This is a genomic window from Mycobacterium sp. URHB0021 (genome assembly GCF_054057895.1).
On record NZ_JBSRZT010000002.1, the window covers coordinates 3,248,306 to 3,265,726 of the forward strand.

18 protein-coding genes and 1 tRNA gene are annotated in these 17,421 nt (G+C 67.7%); 12 read left to right on the plus strand and 7 right to left on the minus strand.

Annotated elements, in window-relative coordinates:
- Window positions 1-2: 2 nt before the first annotated feature.
- Entirely contained in the window at window positions 3-500 is a 498-nt protein-coding gene (locus tag ACVWWN_RS18210; protein WP_457145108.1) for a CAP domain-containing protein, read from the minus strand.
- A gap of 10 nt (window positions 501-510) precedes the next feature.
- On the minus strand, window positions 511-2,058 hold the full coding sequence (locus ACVWWN_RS18215; protein ID WP_457145109.1) for an amidase: 1,548 nt from the start codon (window positions 2,056-2,058) through the stop codon (window positions 511-513).
- A 62-nt stretch (window positions 2,059-2,120) separates the two neighbouring features.
- On the opposite strand from ACVWWN_RS18215, the gene recO reads away from it, so the two are divergent.
- Genes recO through ACVWWN_RS18230 form a run of 3 tightly spaced genes read left to right on the plus strand, consistent with a single transcriptional unit; the run spans window position 2,121 to window position 4,265 of the window.
- Window positions 2,121-2,993 (plus strand): DNA repair protein RecO, encoded by an 873-nt coding sequence (gene recO / locus ACVWWN_RS18220; protein ID WP_457145110.1) that lies wholly within the window; start codon window positions 2,121-2,123, stop codon window positions 2,991-2,993.
- A complete protein-coding gene (locus tag ACVWWN_RS18225; RefSeq protein WP_457145111.1) occupies window positions 2,911-3,825 on the plus strand; it encodes a decaprenyl diphosphate synthase in 915 nt (304 codons plus the stop codon). Before recO ends, ACVWWN_RS18225 begins: the two co-directional genes overlap by 83 nt.
- A 23-nt stretch (window positions 3,826-3,848) precedes the next feature.
- Entirely contained in the window at window positions 3,849-4,265 is a 417-nt protein-coding gene (locus tag ACVWWN_RS18230; protein ID WP_457145112.1) for a hypothetical protein, read from the plus strand.
- Here ACVWWN_RS18230 and ACVWWN_RS18235 read toward each other — a convergent pair.
- Together ACVWWN_RS18235 and ACVWWN_RS18240 are read right to left on the minus strand one after the other, a co-directional pair.
- Entirely contained in the window at window positions 4,262-4,666 is a 405-nt protein-coding gene (locus tag ACVWWN_RS18235) for a Fur family transcriptional regulator (protein ID WP_457145113.1), read from the minus strand. The genes ACVWWN_RS18230 and ACVWWN_RS18235 overlap by 4 nt on opposite strands.
- Entirely contained in the window at window positions 4,663-5,025 is a 363-nt protein-coding gene (locus ACVWWN_RS18240; RefSeq protein ID WP_457145114.1) for an ArsR/SmtB family transcription factor, read from the minus strand. The genes ACVWWN_RS18235 and ACVWWN_RS18240 overlap by 4 nt, the downstream gene beginning before the upstream one ends.
- A gap of 30 nt (window positions 5,026-5,055) precedes the next feature.
- Here ACVWWN_RS18240 and ACVWWN_RS18245 point away from each other — a divergent pair, with 30 nt between their 5' ends.
- Window positions 5,056-6,474 (plus strand): glycine--tRNA ligase, encoded by a 1,419-nt coding sequence (locus ACVWWN_RS18245; protein WP_457145115.1) that lies wholly within the window; start codon window positions 5,056-5,058, stop codon window positions 6,472-6,474.
- A gap of 170 nt (window positions 6,475-6,644) precedes the next feature.
- A complete protein-coding gene (locus ACVWWN_RS18250; RefSeq protein ID WP_457145116.1) occupies window positions 6,645-7,532 on the plus strand; it encodes a DUF559 domain-containing protein in 888 nt (295 codons plus the stop codon).
- Between the two features lie 62 nt (window positions 7,533-7,594).
- Here ACVWWN_RS18250 and ACVWWN_RS18255 read toward each other — a convergent pair whose 3' ends face one another.
- Window positions 7,595-9,604 (minus strand): TPM domain-containing protein, encoded by a 2,010-nt coding sequence (locus ACVWWN_RS18255; protein WP_457145117.1) that lies wholly within the window; start codon window positions 9,602-9,604, stop codon window positions 7,595-7,597.
- A 73-nt stretch (window positions 9,605-9,677) separates the two neighbouring features.
- Here ACVWWN_RS18255 and ACVWWN_RS18260 point away from each other — a divergent pair, with 73 nt between their 5' ends.
- The 3 genes from ACVWWN_RS18260 to ACVWWN_RS18270 all read left to right on the plus strand — a co-directional run bounded on the left by ACVWWN_RS18260 (window position 9,678) and on the right by ACVWWN_RS18270 (window position 13,283).
- Window positions 9,678-10,934: a deoxyguanosinetriphosphate triphosphohydrolase gene (locus tag ACVWWN_RS18260; protein WP_457145118.1), complete on the plus strand. Its 1,257-nt coding sequence runs from the start codon at window positions 9,678-9,680 to the stop codon at window positions 10,932-10,934.
- Window positions 10,935-10,965: 31 nt separating this feature from the next.
- Window positions 10,966-12,882 (plus strand): DNA primase, encoded by a 1,917-nt coding sequence (gene dnaG, locus ACVWWN_RS18265; protein ID WP_457145119.1) that lies wholly within the window; start codon window positions 10,966-10,968, stop codon window positions 12,880-12,882.
- Window positions 12,883-13,001: 119 nt separating this feature from the next.
- Window positions 13,002-13,283: a DUF7155 family protein gene (locus tag ACVWWN_RS18270; protein ID WP_457145120.1), complete on the plus strand. Its 282-nt coding sequence runs from the start codon at window positions 13,002-13,004 to the stop codon at window positions 13,281-13,283.
- Window positions 13,284-13,292: 9 nt separating this feature from the next.
- On the opposite strand, the gene ACVWWN_RS18275 is transcribed toward ACVWWN_RS18270, so the two are convergent.
- The gene (locus ACVWWN_RS18275) at window positions 13,293-13,544 is read right to left on the minus strand and encodes a hypothetical protein (protein WP_457145121.1); all 252 of its coding nucleotides are present in this window, start codon (window positions 13,542-13,544) and stop codon (window positions 13,293-13,295) included.
- A 146-nt stretch (window positions 13,545-13,690) separates the two neighbouring features.
- On the opposite strand from ACVWWN_RS18275, the gene ACVWWN_RS18280 reads away from it, so the two are divergent.
- From ACVWWN_RS18280 to ACVWWN_RS18295, 4 genes are all read left to right on the plus strand, one after another.
- Window positions 13,691-13,766, plus strand: a tRNA-Asn gene (locus ACVWWN_RS18280).
- A 320-nt stretch (window positions 13,767-14,086) separates the two neighbouring features.
- Window positions 14,087-15,499 (plus strand): FAD-binding oxidoreductase, encoded by a 1,413-nt coding sequence (locus ACVWWN_RS18285; protein ID WP_457145122.1) that lies wholly within the window; start codon window positions 14,087-14,089, stop codon window positions 15,497-15,499.
- 194 nt (window positions 15,500-15,693) lie between these two features.
- A complete protein-coding gene (locus ACVWWN_RS18290) occupies window positions 15,694-16,083 on the plus strand; it encodes a nuclear transport factor 2 family protein (RefSeq protein ID WP_457145123.1) in 390 nt (129 codons plus the stop codon).
- A gap of 60 nt (window positions 16,084-16,143) precedes the next feature.
- Window positions 16,144-16,632 (plus strand): LppP/LprE family lipoprotein, encoded by a 489-nt coding sequence (locus ACVWWN_RS18295; protein WP_457145124.1) that lies wholly within the window; start codon window positions 16,144-16,146, stop codon window positions 16,630-16,632.
- Here ACVWWN_RS18295 and ACVWWN_RS18300 read toward each other — a convergent pair whose 3' ends face one another.
- Complete coding sequence (locus tag ACVWWN_RS18300) at window positions 16,633-17,406, minus strand: SDR family oxidoreductase (protein WP_457145125.1); 774 nt, start codon at window positions 17,404-17,406, stop codon at window positions 16,633-16,635.
- Window positions 17,407-17,421: the final 15 nt, after the last annotated feature.

A 17,421-nucleotide genomic window follows, 5' to 3' on the forward strand; every position in this document is an offset into this window, starting at 1 on the left:
CGTCAGCCCGGCTGGCCGTACATCGCGACCACCACCGAGCGGTCCAGGCTGTTCACCGACCACACGCCCATCTTCGCGTTGGCGCAGTTCGACATGATCGCCATGTAGTCGGGGCGGTAGTACCACTGGTTCATGATCTCGACACCGTTGATCGCGAGCGCGGGGTTGATCGCGACGGTCTCGGCGACGACCCCTCTGAATCCGGCGGCGTTGGCGCGGTCCTGCGGCATCGACCCGTCCGAGCCGAGGTCACCGTCGAGGGCGCGGTTGTTCAGCACGTCGTTGGCGTGCCACTCGGCGGCCAGTTGCAGCTGCGGGCTGATCGTGACGTTGTTGGTGCAGCCGCGCTGGTGCTGGATGGTGTAGACGTTGGCGACGACCCCGTCGTTGAGCCGCTTGTTGTCGGCATTGGCGGCGGGCACGCCCGCGATCGCCCCGGACACCACGGCCAGGACGGGCAGTGCGCGTGCACACCGGCGGGTGGTTCGGCTGACGGTCATGTGCCGCAGATTACGCGACCTCGTCGGATATTGGCTGCTCAGCGGCAAAATTCTCGATCGAATCCGGCTCGTCGGCCGTGGACTCCGGCGCAGGCAGGGTTTGGATCTCGGCGGGGTCCCACCAGATTTCCGGCTGCCGCATCGCCCAGCCGTTGATCGCTTCCAGCTCGGCCGCCAGCGAAATCAGCAGTGGCTCGCTGTTTTCCGGCCCCATCAGCTGCACGCCGATCGGCAGGCCGTCCGAGGTGAACCCGGCGGGCACGCTGATCGACGGCCAGCCCAGCAGGTTCCACGGCCAGGTCGCCGGGCATGCGCGGATCATCGCGCGGTCCGTCGACAGCCCACCCCGGTGGTCGAAATCGTGGACCGCCGGTGGCGGTTGCGCGGTGGTCGGGGCCAGCACCACGTCGGCGAGGTTGAAGATCCAGCCGATTCGCCGTTGTGACGCGGCCTCGTGTGCGCGCGCCTTGCGCAGCACATTCTCCGAGAGCAGGCGGCCGGTCCGGGTGTTGGCCCTGGTCCGCTTGTCCAGCCTCACGTCGGGGCCGAGGCGGTCCGCCCAGTCCAGCAGCCCCGCCGTCGAGCGGGACAGGAAGCTCCACGACATCCGCAGGTCGTAGTTGGGGTCCGCCCTGACCAATGTGTGGCCCAGCTCCTCCAGCTGGCCTGCCATACCGTCCATCGCCTCGCGGATCTCCGGATGCAGCTTGGCCCGGAAGACCGTATAGGGGAACTTCGTGGTGATGGCGATCCGCAGCGGACCGGGGCCCCGGGCGACGAAGTCGGACATCCGCACCGGCGGTGGCCGGTGGCGGTCACCGGCCACGTTGCCGGACGCGGCATCCAGGACCAGCGCCGCGTCGGTGACCGTTCGGGCCAGGACGCCGTTGACCGTGATTCCGTTGAACGCCTCGGCCAGGGGCCAGGTGGAAATCCGGCCCCGTTGCGGCTTGATGCCGACCAGATGCGTCCATGCCGCGGGAATGCGGACGCTGCCCGCCCCGTCGGAGCCGATCGCCGCCGCCACCAGGCCGGCGGCCACGGCCGCGGCACTGCCGCCCGATGACCCGCCCGGCGTGTGTTCGCTCGACCACGGGTTGCGCGTGTGCCCGAACGCCGGCCCGCTGGTGAATGGCCACTGGCCCAGCTCGCAGGTGTTGGTCTTGCCGACGATGACCGCCCCGGCCGCGCGCAGGCGCCGCACGACTTCGGCGTCCTCCCGCGCCGGGTTGACGTCCCCGCCGGTGCCGAACCTGGTCGGCACGCCCGCGACATCGACGTCGTCCTTGACGGCGATCGGAATCCCGAGCAACGGAGGCAGCGAAATGTTCCCGGCTGCCGCGCGTTTGCGGTCGGACCGGGCGGCGTCGGCCATTGCCTGCTCGGTCAGGACGACCCGGAACGCATTGAGTGTCGGCTGGCTGGCGGCGATCGCGTCAAGTGACCGCCGTACCAGTTCGACGGACGTCACGGTGCCGCTGGCGAGCTGGTAAAGCTGGTGGGTGAGGGTAGGAAATAGAGCGCCGTATCGGACGCCTTTTCGCGAAAACTCGACCATCGGTTAAAAGAATACGGCGCTGCCAACGGGTAGCTGTCCGATCCAAGTGGGAGACTGTACCGATGCGGCTGTACCGGGACCGAGCGGTCGTGCTGCGCCAGCACAAACTCGGCGAGGCCGACCGGATCGTCACGCTGCTCACCCGTGAGCACGGTCTGGTGCGTGCGGTGGCCAAGGGGGTGCGGCGCACCCGCAGCAAGTTCGGGGCCAGGCTTGAGCCGTTCGCGCACATCGACGTTCAGCTGTATCCCGGCCGGAACCTCGACATCGTCACCCAGGTGCAGGCCATCGACGCGTTCGCCACCGACATCGTCAACGACTACGGCCGGTACACCTCTGCGTGCGCGATTCTGGAGACCGCCGAACGGCTGGCCGGGGAGGAACGGGCCCCCGTGCCCGCGCTGCACCGGCTCACCGTCTCGGCGTTGCGGGCGGTCGCCGACGGCGGCCGCCCGCGGGAACTCGTGCTCGACGCTTATTTGTTGCGTGCCATGGGAATCGCGGGGTGGGCGCCGGCACTGATCGAATGTGCCCGCTGCGCCGCACCCGGACCGCATCGAGCGTTCCACGTCGCGGCGGGCGGCAGCGTGTGCGTGCACTGCAGACCGTCCGGTTCGGTGACACCGCCGCAGGGCGTGCTTGACCTGCTGGCCGCGCTCTACGAGGGCGACTGGGAACATGCTCAGGAGTCGTCACCGTCGTATCGCAGCCAGGCCAGTGGATTGGTCGCCGCGCATCTACAGTGGCATCTGGAACGCCAACTGCGGACATTGCCGCTGGTCGAGCGGGTTTACCGGGTCGATCGCACAGTCGCTGACCAACGCGTTTCGCTATTCGGGCAGGATGTCAGCCATGGCGTCGGGCGGGACCGGAGGGGCGGGAAAGATATTGAAGAGGGGCAAGGAGACCTACCCGCAGCTGTCCCCGGCGCCTGACGACTATCCGACCTTTCCCGACACGTCGACGTGGCCCGTGATCTTCCCGGACCTGCCGGCGCGGACCAACGGCAAATTCGCCCGGCCGCCCCAGCACACGTCGAAGGCCGCCGCACCCCAGATTCCCGCCGACCAGGTGCCCAACCACGTCGCCGTCGTGATGGACGGCAACGGCCGTTGGGCCACCCAGCGCGGCCTGCACCGCACCGAGGGCCACAAGATGGGCGAGGCGGTGCTGATCGACATCACCTGCGGCGCCATCGAAATCGGCGTCAAACACCTGACGGTGTACGCGTTCTCCACGGAGAACTGGAAGCGCAGCACCGAGGAGGTCCGCTTCCTGATGGGGTTCAACCGCGAGGTGGTCCGCCGTCGCAGGGAGAACCTCAACGACATGGGCGTGCGGATGCGATGGGTGGGTTCGCGCCCGCGGATGTGGCGCAGCGTGATCAAGGAGTTCGACATCGCCGAGCAGATGACCGTCGACAATGACGTCATCACCATCAACTACTGCGTGAACTACGGCGGCCGCACCGAAATCGTCGAGGCGGCACGCGAACTCGCGCAGGAGGCTGCGGACGGCAGGCTCAACCCGGGCCGGATCAACGAGGCGGCTTTCGCCAAACATCTGCACCGAGCCGACATCCCCGACGTCGACCTGTTCATCCGCACGTCGGGGGAGCAGCGGGCGAGCAATTTCCTGCTGTGGCAGGCGGCCTACGCCGAATACGTGTTCCAGGACAAGCTCTGGCCCGACTACGACCGCCGCGACCTGTGGGAGGCGTGCGAGGAGTACGTCAACCGCAACCGCCGCTTCGGCAGAGCCGAATGATGTACCTCAGCGGGCGGGCCTAGATGGAACTCGGGGAGCGACTCGTCGCGATCCTCGACGACATCCTGCCGCTGGAGCGGGAGGACGACGGTGCGGTCACCGTGCACCACGACGAGACACTCGCGTCGCTGCGGGCCGTGACAATCGCCGAGGGCCTGGAAATGGTGTCGCTGACGCAGATCCTGGTGTGGGATCTGCCGGTGGACAGCACGGTTCGCACCAAGATCGCCCGGCATGCCCGCGAGACCCTGCTGGGCACGGTGTCCCTGGTGGAGAAGAGCGCAGGAGCCAAACGCAACTCGAAAAAGGTCGGCGACGTGCTGCTGCGGTACAACTTTCCGGCCGCCGGACTGACCGACGAGGCGCTGCGCACCCTGATCCTCCTGGTGCTGGGCACGGGCGGCGACATTCGTCGCGACCTCATCGACGCCTCCGGCTAGCCGCGGTTTGCGGCCGCGCAGTCGCCGCAGACGCCGAAGATCTCGATGGTGTGGCTGACGTCGGAGAACCCGTGCTCGCGGGCGATCTCAGCGGCCCACACTTCGACCTGACGGCCCTGCACCTCGACGGTGGAGCCACAGACACGGCACACCAGGTGGTGGTGGTGGTCGTCCGAGCAGCGCCGGTAGACGCTCTCGCCGGTGTCGGTGCGCAGGGTGTCGACGAGCCCATTGGTGGCCATCGACTGCAGGGTCCGGTAGACGGTGGTCAAGCCGATGCCCTCGCCACGGCGGCGTAGTTCGTCGTGCAACTCCTGGGCGGAGCGAAACTCGTCGAGGTTCTCCAGCAGTGCGGAGATGGCGGCGCGCTGGCGGGTGGCCCGCACGCCGGTGGCGGTCACTCGCCGCCCTCGGCGGCGTGGGTGACTGCGGCGACGACGATGTCGGCGAGGTGGTGATCCACCAGGCGGTACATCACTTCCCGCCCTGACCGCTCGCCGGCGACCACCCCGGCCGCCTTCAGAATCCGCAGGTGCTGGCTGACCAGCGGCTGCGGTACCGCGAGCGCATCGACGAGCTCGTGCACGCACCGGGCCGCCCCCCGCAACTGCAGCACGATCGCGATGCGCACCGGCGCGGCCAGCGCACGCAGCAGATCACCCGCGGTGTCGAGGACGTCGCGCGACGGAAGGTCGGGGAACGGAGAGCCGCCGTGGTCGTGCGACTCTGCCTGCGCAGCCATAGTGGAAACCGTTTTCATTATGGCGTCAGAATACATGCGCACTCGCGCATGTCAACGCCGCCGCATCGGTCGCTACGCTGTTCACCCGTGGCGTCCATCATCGACACCGTTGCAAACGTGGCCAAGCGTCGCGGATTCGTGTTCCAGTCCGGCGAGATCTACGGCGGAACAAAATCGGCGTGGGACTACGGACCGCTCGGCGTGGAACTCAAAGAGAACATCAAACGCCAGTGGTGGCGCACGGTCGTCACCGGCCGTGACGATGTCGTCGGCCTGGACAGTGCGATCATCCTGCCCCGCGAGGTGTGGGTCGCCTCCGGCCACGTCGAGGTCTTCCACGATCCGCTGGTCGAATCGCTGATCACCCACAAGCGCTACCGCGCAGACCACCTGATCGAAGCCTATGAGGCCAAGCACGGTCATCCACCGCCGAACGGGCTGGCCGACATTAGTGATCCCGACACCGGTGAGCCCGGACAGTGGACCGAGCCACGCGAATTCAACATGATGCTCAAGACGCACCTCGGCCCGATCGAAACCGAGGAGGGCCTGCACTATCTGCGGCCCGAGACCGCACAGGGCATCTTCGTCAACTTCGCCAATGTGGTCACCACGGCGCGGCGCAAACCGCCGTTCGGAATCGGCCAGATAGGCAAGAGCTTCCGCAACGAGATCACGCCGGGAAACTTCATCTTCCGGACCCGCGAGTTCGAACAGATGGAGATGGAGTTCTTCGTCGAGCCGTCGACCGCGAAGGAGTGGCACCAATACTGGATCGACGCGCGCGTGCAGTGGTACGTCGACCTCGGTATCGATCGCGACAACCTGCGGCTGTACGAGCATCCGAAGGACAAGCTCTCGCACTATTCCGACCGCACCGTCGACATCGAGTACAAGTTCGGCTTCCAGGGAAATCCGTGGGGTGAGCTGGAGGGGGTTGCCAACCGCACCGACTTCGACTTGTCCACCCACTCGAAGCATTCCGGCGCCGACCTGTCGTTCTACGACCAGGCCGCAGACACCCGTTACGTGCCGTACGTGATCGAGCCGGCGGCCGGCCTGACCCGTTCGTTCATGGCGTTCCTCATCGACGCGTACGCCGAGGACGAGGCGCCCAACGCCAAGGGCGGCATCGACAAGCGCACGGTGTTGCGCCTCGACCCGCGGCTCGCGCCGGTCAAGGCGGCGGTGCTGCCGCTGTCGCGGCACGCCGACCTCTCGCCGAAGGCCCGCGATCTGGCCGCCGAACTGCGCAAGTCGTGGAATGTGGACTTCGACGATGCGGGCGCCATCGGCCGTCGGTACCGGCGACAGGACGAGATCGGCACCCCGTACTGCATCACCGTCGACTTCGACTCGCTTGAGGACCAGGCGGTGACAATCCGCGAGCGCGATGCCATGACCCAGGACCGCATCGCGATCGACGCGGTCAGCGACTACCTCGCGGTGCGCCTCAAGGGCTGCTGACACCCTCCTGCCGAGCGTGCGTGTCTGCGGCCGACACGCCGGGAATTTTAACGAGTTCTCGCACGCTCGCGGGGTCATGGCGGCATGCCCAATATGCCCAATCCGGGTTTCATCCACATCTTGGTCGCCGCGGCCGGGGCGCGCGCGTCGATTGCCTGACGATCGTGGCCATGTCCAGCGATCTCGACCGTCTTCTCACCGCGCAGGGCGGGGTGGCCAGCACCGCTCAACTGCTCACCGTGTTCAGCAGAACCCAGCTCGACAATCGCATCCGACACGGCGAGTTGATCAAGGTCTGGCCCGGCGTGTACAGCCGCGACGAGCCCGACGGCCTGACTCGGCTGCATGGAGTCGACCTGCGTGCGGGGCAGCGAGTGGCGGTCTGTCTGAGCACCGCAGCCAAGTTGTACGGCTTCGACACCGAAGAAGCTGTCGACCTACACATTCTCAATCCTGATGGTCACCAATTGCGAAGCGGAGACGGTTTATCCGTCCACCGTCGCGACGGTGCACCGATCATCGACGTCGAGGGCCGGCCGGCAACCACACCGGCGTGGACTGCTGTCGAGGTGGCTCGGGCGTTGTGGCGCCCGCGTGCGCTGGCGACACTCGACGCCGCGCTGCGAAGCGGGGCCTGCGACCGTGGCCAGATTCGCGCGGCGGCGGCGCGTCAGGCCGGCAGACGGGGAATTGTGAACGTCCGTGCGCTGATTCCACTCGCCGCGCCGCAATCCGAATCCCCGATGGAGAGCGAGGCGCGGCTGGTGATGATCGACGGAGGCCTGCCGCTGCCCGTGTTGCAATACGGCATCGTCGATCGCAATCGACGGACGTGGCGCGTGGATTTCGCGTGGCCGGACCGCAGGGTGGCCGTCGAGTACGACGGGTGTGACTGGCACAGCGACACCGACAAGTTCCGCAGGGATCGCCAAAAGCGGGCGGCGTTACAGGAGATCGGCTGGGCCGTGCTGTCCATCGTGGCCGACGACGTCAGACGGACCCCGTGGGACATGCTGCGCCGCATCGAGGTCGAGCTGCAGCGCTCCCGCGCAGCGTGAGGGTGCGTGGACTCGTGAATTCTTGCGGCGTGTCGGCCGCAGACACGCTCGCTCGCGCCAAATCAGAAGCGGCCGCCGCCGCCGCCACTCCAGCCGCCAGAGGATCCCGAGCCGCCGAACGACGTCGAACTCCAGCCGCCGCCTCCACCGAAGCCGCCGCCACCGCCGAGGCCGCCGCCGCTGAATCCTCCGCTCAGGATGTTGCCGATGATGATGCCGCCGAGGACCGCGCCCATATCGGATCCGCCGCCACCGCCGTAGCGGCCGGTGTACGAGCGCTGCGCGGCCTGCACATCGGCGTTCGCCATGGCCTGGGCCTGCCCGGCGAGCATCGCCGCGCCGTTCGCGTGCGCGATGGCCTCGCTGAGATTCGTCGCCTTCCTGTCCTGTGCCGCCTGGAGCTGGCGCACGGCTTCGGCCAGCCGGGTGCGGGCTTCCGGACCGATGCTGCCGCGCCGCGTGTCGATGAAGTCGGACACACCGCGGACCCGCGACTGCGCGGTGAACAGGGCCTGATCGAAGATGCGGCTGAGGCGTTCGTTCGCTTCACGCTCCTCGGCGACGGTGGCCAGCAGCCGGTCCAGCTCGGCGTCGGCCTGCGTCAGTTTGGTGAACGCGCCGAGCGGATCTGCGGTACCGGTGTTCTGCGCCTCGGCGACGGCTTTCACCGCGGCGTCACGAGCGGCGCCGAGTTCTGCGGCCTTCGTGGTATTGCCCTGCGCCAGTTGCCCGCCGGCCTGGGTGATGCCGTTCTGGAGGTCGGCGATGGCCGCGGGCAACGTCGCGACCGCCCGGTTGATGTCGGTGGCGGCGCTGTCGACCGCATCCAGCAGGGTCCGGGCCTGCCCGAGCGCCGACTCCGCCGCACGGATCGAGTCGACCAGCCCGGATTGGCTGCCCGCCGGCCGGGATATCAGAGTGCGGGCGTTGGTGATGTTCTGCTCGGCGAAAGTCAGTCGCTGCTTGGCCGTTTCGACGTTGCCGGCCACCGAGGCCAGCGCGGTGTCGGAGTATTGCTTGTGCAACGCCACGAGCACCTGTGCGGATGGCTCCACCCTCGCGGTCACGTCGACCAGCTGCTGGGTGAGCGCGTCCAGCCGCGACGGGGCGTTGATCACGAGGTCGCGCATCCGCTCGAAGGCTTCGCGCTGATCGTCCAACTCACGGTCGGCCTTGGCCGCGGCGACGACAACGCGGGTCAGCAGGTCGCGTCGCTGCTGGGCCGACTCGGGTACCGCGTCGTCGAGGATCTGGCGTACGTTGAACGCCTGCGCCAGGGTAGTCTTGGCGTTGGCCACCGCCCGCTGGAACGGCGCCGTGTCCCCGCCGCCGAATTCCTCTACCGCCAAAGTCAATTCGTTGTCGCTGGTGCGGACCGCGTTGTCGACGTCCACGACGATCGACTTGGACAGGTCGTCGAGCGCGTCGAGCGGCACCGCGGCCAACGCCCCGGGATCGGCGGGGTCGACATGGCGGGCCGCGGCGAATTCGGCCTCCCGCCGCTTGCTGCGACGGCGCCGCCGCCACAGCACCAGCACCAGCACCGCCACGGCGATGATCACCAGGACGACCAGCACGCCGACCCAGGTGAATCCCGAACCCGTCGACGTCGGAGACGATGCCGTGTTGAATCCGTTAGCCGCGGCTATCGCGGCGCCCGCCCAGTTCGATTGGCGCAGTTGAGGTTCGACGTCATTGCGGCGCAACTCGCTGATGTCACCCGAGCCCGCTGTGGGAGGCAGCAGCGCGTACGCGCGATCTCCGGTGGCGATCGCGAGAATGGCGTCGGTTGCGTCGATATCGCTCAGACGCCTTGTCTGTTCGGTCCATTGGACCGCGCCCTGCCCGGAGAAGGTGTCGACGTAGACCACCCACAGTCGGATCCGCCGGTCGTTGTACAGCTTGTCGACGGCCTGCTGAACATCGTCGACGTCTGAGCCGCTGAGCGCGCGGGCATCGTCGGTCACATATCCGGGCAGCCGGAACGGCGGCTGGGCGGACGCAGTCGGTGCCAGCAGGACGCTGCCTGCGAGCACCGCGAGCACGAGGCCGAGCAAACGGGCAATGCGCATGGAGGTCAATGTAGTGCCGCCCATGCCCCCGACCACGCGGTACCGGCGAACAGTGCTGGCAGACTGTGCGTCGGTGGCGATTATCGATGACGTATACGGGGAGTTCGATCGGCAGCGGCTGGCGGTCGAGCCCCCTAAGGGTGCCGCACTGCCGGGCACCGACACTGAACATCGGACAGATTTCGCCCGCGACCGGGCCCGGGTGCTGCACAGTGCCGCGCTGCGTCGGCTGGCCGACAAAACCCAGGTGGTCGGGCCCCGGCACAGCGAGACCCCCCGCACGCGGCTGACCCATTCGCTGGAGGTGGCCCAGATCGGGCGGGGGATGGCCATTGGGCTGGGCTGCGACCCCGACCTCGTCGACATGGCCGGGCTGGCCCACGACATCGGGCATCCGCCCTACGGTCACAACGGTGAACGGGCTCTCGACGAGTTCGCAAGTGCTTACGGTGGCTTCGAGGGCAACGCGCAGAACTTCCGCATCCTCACCCGCCTCGAACCCAAAGTCCTTGACGCTCAGGGGCGGAGCGCCGGGCTGAACCTCACCCGCGCGGGCCTAGACGCGGTGACGAAATACCCCTGGGAGCGCGGCGGGACGAAACGCAAGTTCGGCTTCTACCCCGACGACAAGGCCGCCGCGGACTGGGTGCGCTCCACGGCCCCCCGGAACCGCCCATGTCTGGAAGCCCAGGTCATGGACTGGGCCGATGACGTCGCGTACTCGGTGCACGATGTCGAGGACGGCGTAGTCTCCGGCCGGATCGACATGCGGGTGCTGGCCGACGATGACGCCGCCGCGGTGCTGGGCCGCCTCGGTGAATCCCACGGCATGGGCGCGGGTCTGAACGCCGATGACCTGGTCGCCGCCGCGCAGCGGCTGTCGAACCTGCCGGTGATCGAGGCTGTCGGCAAGTACGACGCGACACTGGCCGCCTCCGTGGCGCTGAAGCAGTTGACCAGCGCACTCGTCGGCCGGTTCGCGTCGGCCGCCATCGCCGCCACCCGGGAGGCCGCCGGAGCGGGACCGCTCGTCCGGTACGCCGCCGACCTGAGGGTGCCCGACCTGGTCCGGGCCGAGGTCGCGGTGCTGAAGATCCTCGCGCTGCAGTTCATCATGTCCGATCCCCGGCACCTCGACCTGCAGGCCAGCCAACGCGATCGCGTGCACCGCGTCGCCCACTGGCTGCTGGCCGGCGCTCCCGCCACCCTCGACCCGATCTTCGTGCCCGCGTTCAACGCCGCCGTCGACGACGGTGCCCGGGTGAGGGTGGTCGTCGACCAGATCGCGTCGTTCACCGAGGGCCGGCTGGAGCGCCTCGAACCCGCGTAGCCGTCGTGAGGCGCGCGCATAGACTGACCCGATGGCCGGCCGCATCCCTGATCGCGATATCGCGGCCATACGTGAGCGCATCCGGATCGAGGACATCGTCGCCGACTACGTGCAGCTGCGCCGGGCAGGTGCGGACTCTCTGAAGGGCCTGTGCCCGTTCCACGACGAGAAGTCGCCGTCGTTTCACGTCCGGCCCAACCACGGCCATTTCCACTGCTTCGGATGCGGAGAAGGCGGCGACGTCTATGCGTTTCTGCAGAAGATCGAGCACGTCAGTTTTGTCGAGGCGGTCGAGCTGCTCGCCGACCGGGTCGGCTACACCGTCACCTACACCGGCGCCACCACCACCAACGTGCAGCGCGACCGGGGCAGCCGCAGCCGGCTGCTGGCCGCCAACTCGGCAGCACAGGAGTTCTACGCCGCCGCGCTGCAGTCCGATGAGGCGGTGCCGGCACGCCAGTACCTGATCGAGCGCAACTTCGATGCCGAGGCCGCCACGCTGTTCGGCTGCGGATTCGCGCCGTCGGGCTGGGACTCGCTGACAAAGCATCTGCTGCGCAAGGGCTTCGAGTTCAAGGAGCTCGAGGCCGCCGGACTCTCGCGGGAGGGCCGTCGCGGGCCGATGGACCGCTTCCACCGCAGGCTGTTGTGGCCGATCCGGGCCAGCGGCGGCGAGGTGATCGGCTTCGGTGCCCGCCGGCTGTTCGATGATGATCAGAATCAGGCCAAGTACGTCAACACTCCCGAGACGGTGCTGTACAAGAAGTCCTCGGTGCTGTTCGGGCTAGATCTCGCCAAACGCAATATCGCCAAGGGGCATCAGGCCGTCGTCGTCGAGGGATACACCGACGTGATGGCCATGTACCTGGCCGGCGTGACGACTGCCGTGGCCTCGTGCGGCACCGCCTTCGGCGATGAGCACCTGTCCATGCTGCGGCGACTCATGATGGACGACAACTTCTTTCGCGGCGAGCTGATCTACGTGTTCGACGGTGATGCCGCCGGGCGGGCGGCCGCCGTGAAGGCCTTCGAAGGCGAACAGAACCTGGCCGGTCAGTCCTACGTCGCGGTGGCCGACGACGGCATGGATCCGTGCGACCTGCGGCTCAAGTCGGGAGACGGCGCACTACGTGACCTCGTCGCACGCCGAACGCCGTTGTTCGAGTTTGCGATTCGGACCGCGCTGGCCGAGCATGACCTGGACAGTGCCGAGGGCCGGGTGTCGTCACTGCGGCGTTGCGTGCCGATGGTCGCGCGGATCAAGGAGCCGATGCTGCGCGACGAATACGCCCGGCGGCTGGCGGGCTGGGTCGGCTGGGCCGACGTGGCGCAGGTCATCGGTCGGGTCCGGGAGGAAGCCAAGTCCGGTGGCGGCAGGCGGGAGCACCGGCGACCCGACTCCGAGGCAGTCCAGCGTGAGCGGGCCGCGCGTCGCAGCCAGGACGTGCCGCGGCCCAATCCCGCGGACCCCACACTGTGGCCGCAGCGCGAAGCGCTCAAATCAGCCCTGCAATACCCGGCGCTGGCCGGCCCGGTGTTCGACTCGTTGACCGTCGAAACCTTCACCCACCCCGGCTACGGCGCGGTACAGACCGCGATCGTCGCGGCCGGCGGCACGTCCGCGGGAATGTCCGGGGCGCAGTGGATCGAGGCTGTGCGCGAGCAGACCCTGTCGGCGCCGGCGGCCAGCCTGGTCAACGAGCTGGGCGTGGAGGCCATCAACGTCGATGACGACGAAAGGTTGCCGCGCTATATCGGCGGGGTGCTGGCGCGCTTGCAGGAAGTGTGGATCGGTCGCCAGATCGCCGAGGTCAAGTCCAAGCTGCAGCGGATGTCACCTGTGGAGCAGGGCGACGAGTACCACGCGTTGTTCGGCGATCTGGTCGCAATGGAGGCGTATCGCCGAAGCCTGCTCGAGCAGGCCAGCGGCGACGACCTTACTGCGTGATCACACCGTCCGGGATATGGTGTAGATGCTGTCGGGGACCGATGTGGGGAGGCAATTTCGTGCGATCAGGGATATCAGCGAGAACAGCGAGAAGTCTGTCCAACCCAACGCGGCGGATCGTGGTCGGCGCCTTCGTGGCCGCCGCCGTGGCCGCCCCCCTCTATGCCGCGACGGCGTCGACAGACGCGCAGGTCAGCGCGCAGCCGAAGTGCCTGGCGACCGTCAGTGTGCAGGGCCAACCCGACCAGTGCGCCGGCTACTCCAACGGCCAGCCGATCTACGCGGGCACACCCGACTTCGGCGTCTTCGGGCCCAACAGCGGCAGCATGCCCGGCGGCGGCCTCGGTGTCAGCACCGGACCGTTGCTTCCCGGCACCAGCATCCAGAACGGTATCGGGTAATCCAGCCGCCTAGCGCTCGTTGTTCGCGGTCGACTCCGGCTCCAGCACGTGGGTGTCGGAGTCGATTTGCGTCAGCCTCACCATCGCCGGATCCGGCGAGACCCGGTCGGCGATCTTGCGACGTCCCGCGTCGATGACGGCCTTCGCCGCCGGGCTTTCGGTCACCGCCTTGTAGGTCCCGGCGATCTGCTCATATCGGCGTCTGCCGGCCTTCGAACCCAGGACGTAGCCGACACTCAATATGACGAGATACCGGATCACAGGACCCCTCCCAGACGACGGTGCAATACGTTCCATCCTGCCTCACCAACCTGTATGGGCGCGTGGCGACGTCGTATTGGCGGGCCGGCTGGCACGTAGGCTAAAGTCTTCTCTTGGCTCGCGGCCCGACCGCGTCCAGACATCAGTCCCCTGTAGCTCAATTGGCAGAGCATTCGGCTGTTAACCGAAGGGTTGGTGGTTCGAGTCCACCCGGGGGAGCCACAATTCCCCGCAATGCCCCCTTTTGGGGTTCGCGCGGGAGAGATACCGTAGTGGGTAGCGACGGATTTTGGGCCGGTTGCGTTCGTGTTCCGCTGCTAGATGACCGTTGGTGCAACTGTGGTGTTAAGCAGCCAGCATCAGACTGGCCGTTGTCGCTTTTCTGCTGTGTGACAGGACGCAGCGTCGCCGGGGCGCCATGCACTGGAAGCCCTGAGGCAGCGGGATGATGAAGGGGTGCTGACCGCCTCCACGTTGTGCGCCTTGGGCGCGCCCCACCTTGACCTGCCGATATCGCTTGAACTGGTCGAGGAGGGCACACGATGACGACACCGGTGAACGCGGCGAGAAGTGCCACCGGCAATGCCGTCATCGGCGACCTGCAGGCTGCACTGCCCGAGGGACGGGTGATCATCGATCCCGACGTGGCACGCAGCCTCAGCCGCGATCAGGCGGCCGGCGCTCCGGCAGGCGAGCCCGCCGCCGTCGTCCGTGCCCGCAGCACCGAGGAGGTGCGCCGGGTCGTCGAGATCTGTCTGCGGCATCGCGCGCCGGTGGTGGCGCGCGGAGCGGGCACCGGCTTGTCGGGCGGCGCAAACGCGATCGACGGCTGCGTGGTGCTTTCCCTGGAGGGGATGTCGGAGATCCTTTCGATCAACCCACTGGAGCGGCTGGCCGTCATCCAGCCGGGCGTGGTCAATGACGACCTTCGCGCGGCGGTCGCGGAGCACGGGCTGTGGTATCCGCCGGATCCTGCGAGCTCGCCGTGGTCAACCCTCGGCGGCAACGTCGCCACCAACGCCGGCGGGGTGTGTTGTGTGAAGTACGGCGTCACCCGCGAATACGTGCTCGAGCTCGAGATGGTGACGGGCTCGGCGGAGGTGGTGCGCATTGGGCGCCGGACCGCCAAAGGGGTCGCCGGCTACGACTTGGTCGGCCTGCTCGTCGGATCCGAGGGAACACTGGGCATCGTCACGGAGATCACCGTCCGGCTGCGTAGCCTGCCCAGCGCACCAATCACGGTGGCCGGCTTCTTCCCGTCACTGGTGACCGCCGGAGCCGCCGTGCGCGCGGTCGGTGCGGCGGGCATCACGCCGTCGGCACTCGAGCTCATGGACCGATTCTGCCTACAGGCCGTCGATGATTGGAAGCGGATGGGACTGACGGCCGCGGGCGAGGTTCTTCTGCTGGCGCGGGTCGATGATGCCGAGCCCACCGGTACCACGCTCGCCGATGCCATCGTCGAGCTTTTCCGCGACAGCGGCGCATCCTGGGCCGAGCGGTCCAGCGATCTCGATGAAGCCGATGCCCTGTTCGCGGCCCGCCGATTGGCCTACCCGGCGCTCGAGCGGCTCGGACCGGTGATCACCGAGGATGTGTGCGTGCCCAAGGAACACGTCCCAGAGATGCTCGCCCGCATCGAGGCGCTGGCGAGCCAACACCGTGTGCATATCGCCAATATCGCGCACGCCGGTGACGGCAATCTGCACCCGTTGATCATCGGCCCGTCAGACGACGATGCCGACTTCTGGCGGCGGATCCACGCCGCCTTCGACGGCATTCTCGACGCCGCACTGTCCCTGGGCGGCACCATAACCGGCGAGCACGGAGTCGGCCTCCTCAAGCGCGGCGGTCTGGTGCACGAACTATCGCCCACAGTGCTGGGACTGCACCGGGCAATCAAGAAGGCCTTCGACCCTGCGGGCATTCTCAATCCCGGCAAGATCTTCGAGTAGGTCGGCCGTCGACAGAATCCTTGAATTGGCAAGGGCGTCATAATATTTCTGCCGATCTCGATCATGTCGCTCGTGGGCGGCAGATACTGAGTCCGGCGGCGAACGGTCTGTTGATCCGGGACTGCGTTTCGCGGCTCCCCAGACCCGCCGGCCTCGCGGCGCCGGAATGTCGGATTGCCCGAAGGGGGCGCGAAATGTCAGAGCAGGACAACGTCGAGGTCATCAAGAGGGGCTACGAAGCCTTCGCCGCAGGTGACGTTGAGGCAGTGATGAACTCGTTCGACGACGAAGTCGAATGGATCCAACCGGGCGAGAGCGCGATCAGCGGCACCTATCGCGGCAAGAGCGAAGTGATGGAGTACCTCGGTCGGTTGGCAGAGAAATCGGTAACGGTGAAGCTTGACCGTCTTCTCGCCGACGGAGATACGGTGGTCGCCCTCACCCACATCACCATGGGTGACGAAAGTGGCCGCGACGCCGATGTATTCACTCTGCGCGACGGCAAGACCGTCCGGGTCGAGATCCACGGTGACACCGCGATGATGGAGCGCGTGTACGGCAAGAAGCAACTCGCGGCGGGCTGAGCCGGCCTGACCAAGAGGGACCTGCGACGGGAGAAAGCCGCCCGCCCGTAGGCTCTGGACATGCGGCTTACCCGGCTGATGGCGGCTTTTCTGAGCACGGGCCTGTTCGCAGCGGGTTGCGGATGGAGTCCACCCGGCGCGCCGCCGACCGCGTCGGCCACCTACACCCGAACCGACGGTCCCACGGCGGATATGGTCGCCTACGAGACCGGACAGCTTCCCGAACTGCCGGTGGGACAGCGCTGGCGGGAGACCGTGCGCGGTCACACCGCCGACTGCGGGTTGCACTGGGTAGTGGTGACCTCGGGTGACGCGTCCGACAGTCCCCAGCAGGTGCTGTTCTTCGACAACAACGCCTCCGTCGGCGCCCCGACGCCCGACCCACGGCCGTACATCACGGTCATCCCGACCGCTGATGACATCGCGACGGTGCAGTATCAGTGGCGCAAGGGCCAGGATCCGGCCTGCTGCCCGACGGGCATCGCGACCGTCCGTTTCACGATCGCAGCCGGCAAGCTCAAGGCGCTAGACCCGATCCCGAACCCCTGATCAGACCCCGCGCACACTACCGCCGTCGATGACGTACTCGGCCCCGGCGATATAGCCGGCACGGTCCGAGACGAGGAACGCCACCAACTCGCCGACGTCCGCCGGCCGTCCCGGTGCGCCCAGCGGAATGCCGCCGATCGACTCCATGATCTGCGTGCGCGCCTCGTCGATGCTGATGTCGTTGATCTGGCCGATCTCCTCGGCCATCCGATACGCCGACTCCGTTTCGATGTAGCCCGGACACACCGCGTTGACCCGGATTCCGCTGGGGGCCAACTCGTTCGCCAACGCCTTGCTGTAGTTCGCCAGTGCGGCCTTGGCCGACGCGTAGGGGATCGACGTCGGCAGCGGCGCCCGTCGCTGAATGGATGTGATGTGGATGATCGCCCCGGCACCGCGCTCGACCATGCCCGGAATCACCGCGCGGTCCAGCCGAACAGCCGCCAGCAGGTTGGCGCTCAGCGCGGTGTGCCAGTCCTCCTCGGTCAGCGATGCGGCGCCACCGTCGTATTGCCCCGAGCCGCCGACGTTGTGGACGACGATGTCGAGCCGACCGACCCTGCTCAGCACCTCGGACGCGAGGGCAGCCACCCCCTCAGCTGTGCTCACGTCGGCTGCGATGACGTCGTCGGGCCCGTCGGACGGCACGCTGCGCGCGGCCACCAGCACCCTCGCGCCACCGGCGCGCAGACGGTCGACGATGCCCTTGCCGATGCCGCGCGTGCCGCCGGTGACCAGCGCGGACCGGCCGGAGAACTCGTCGAGATCAGTCATCCGGCGAGTGTGTCA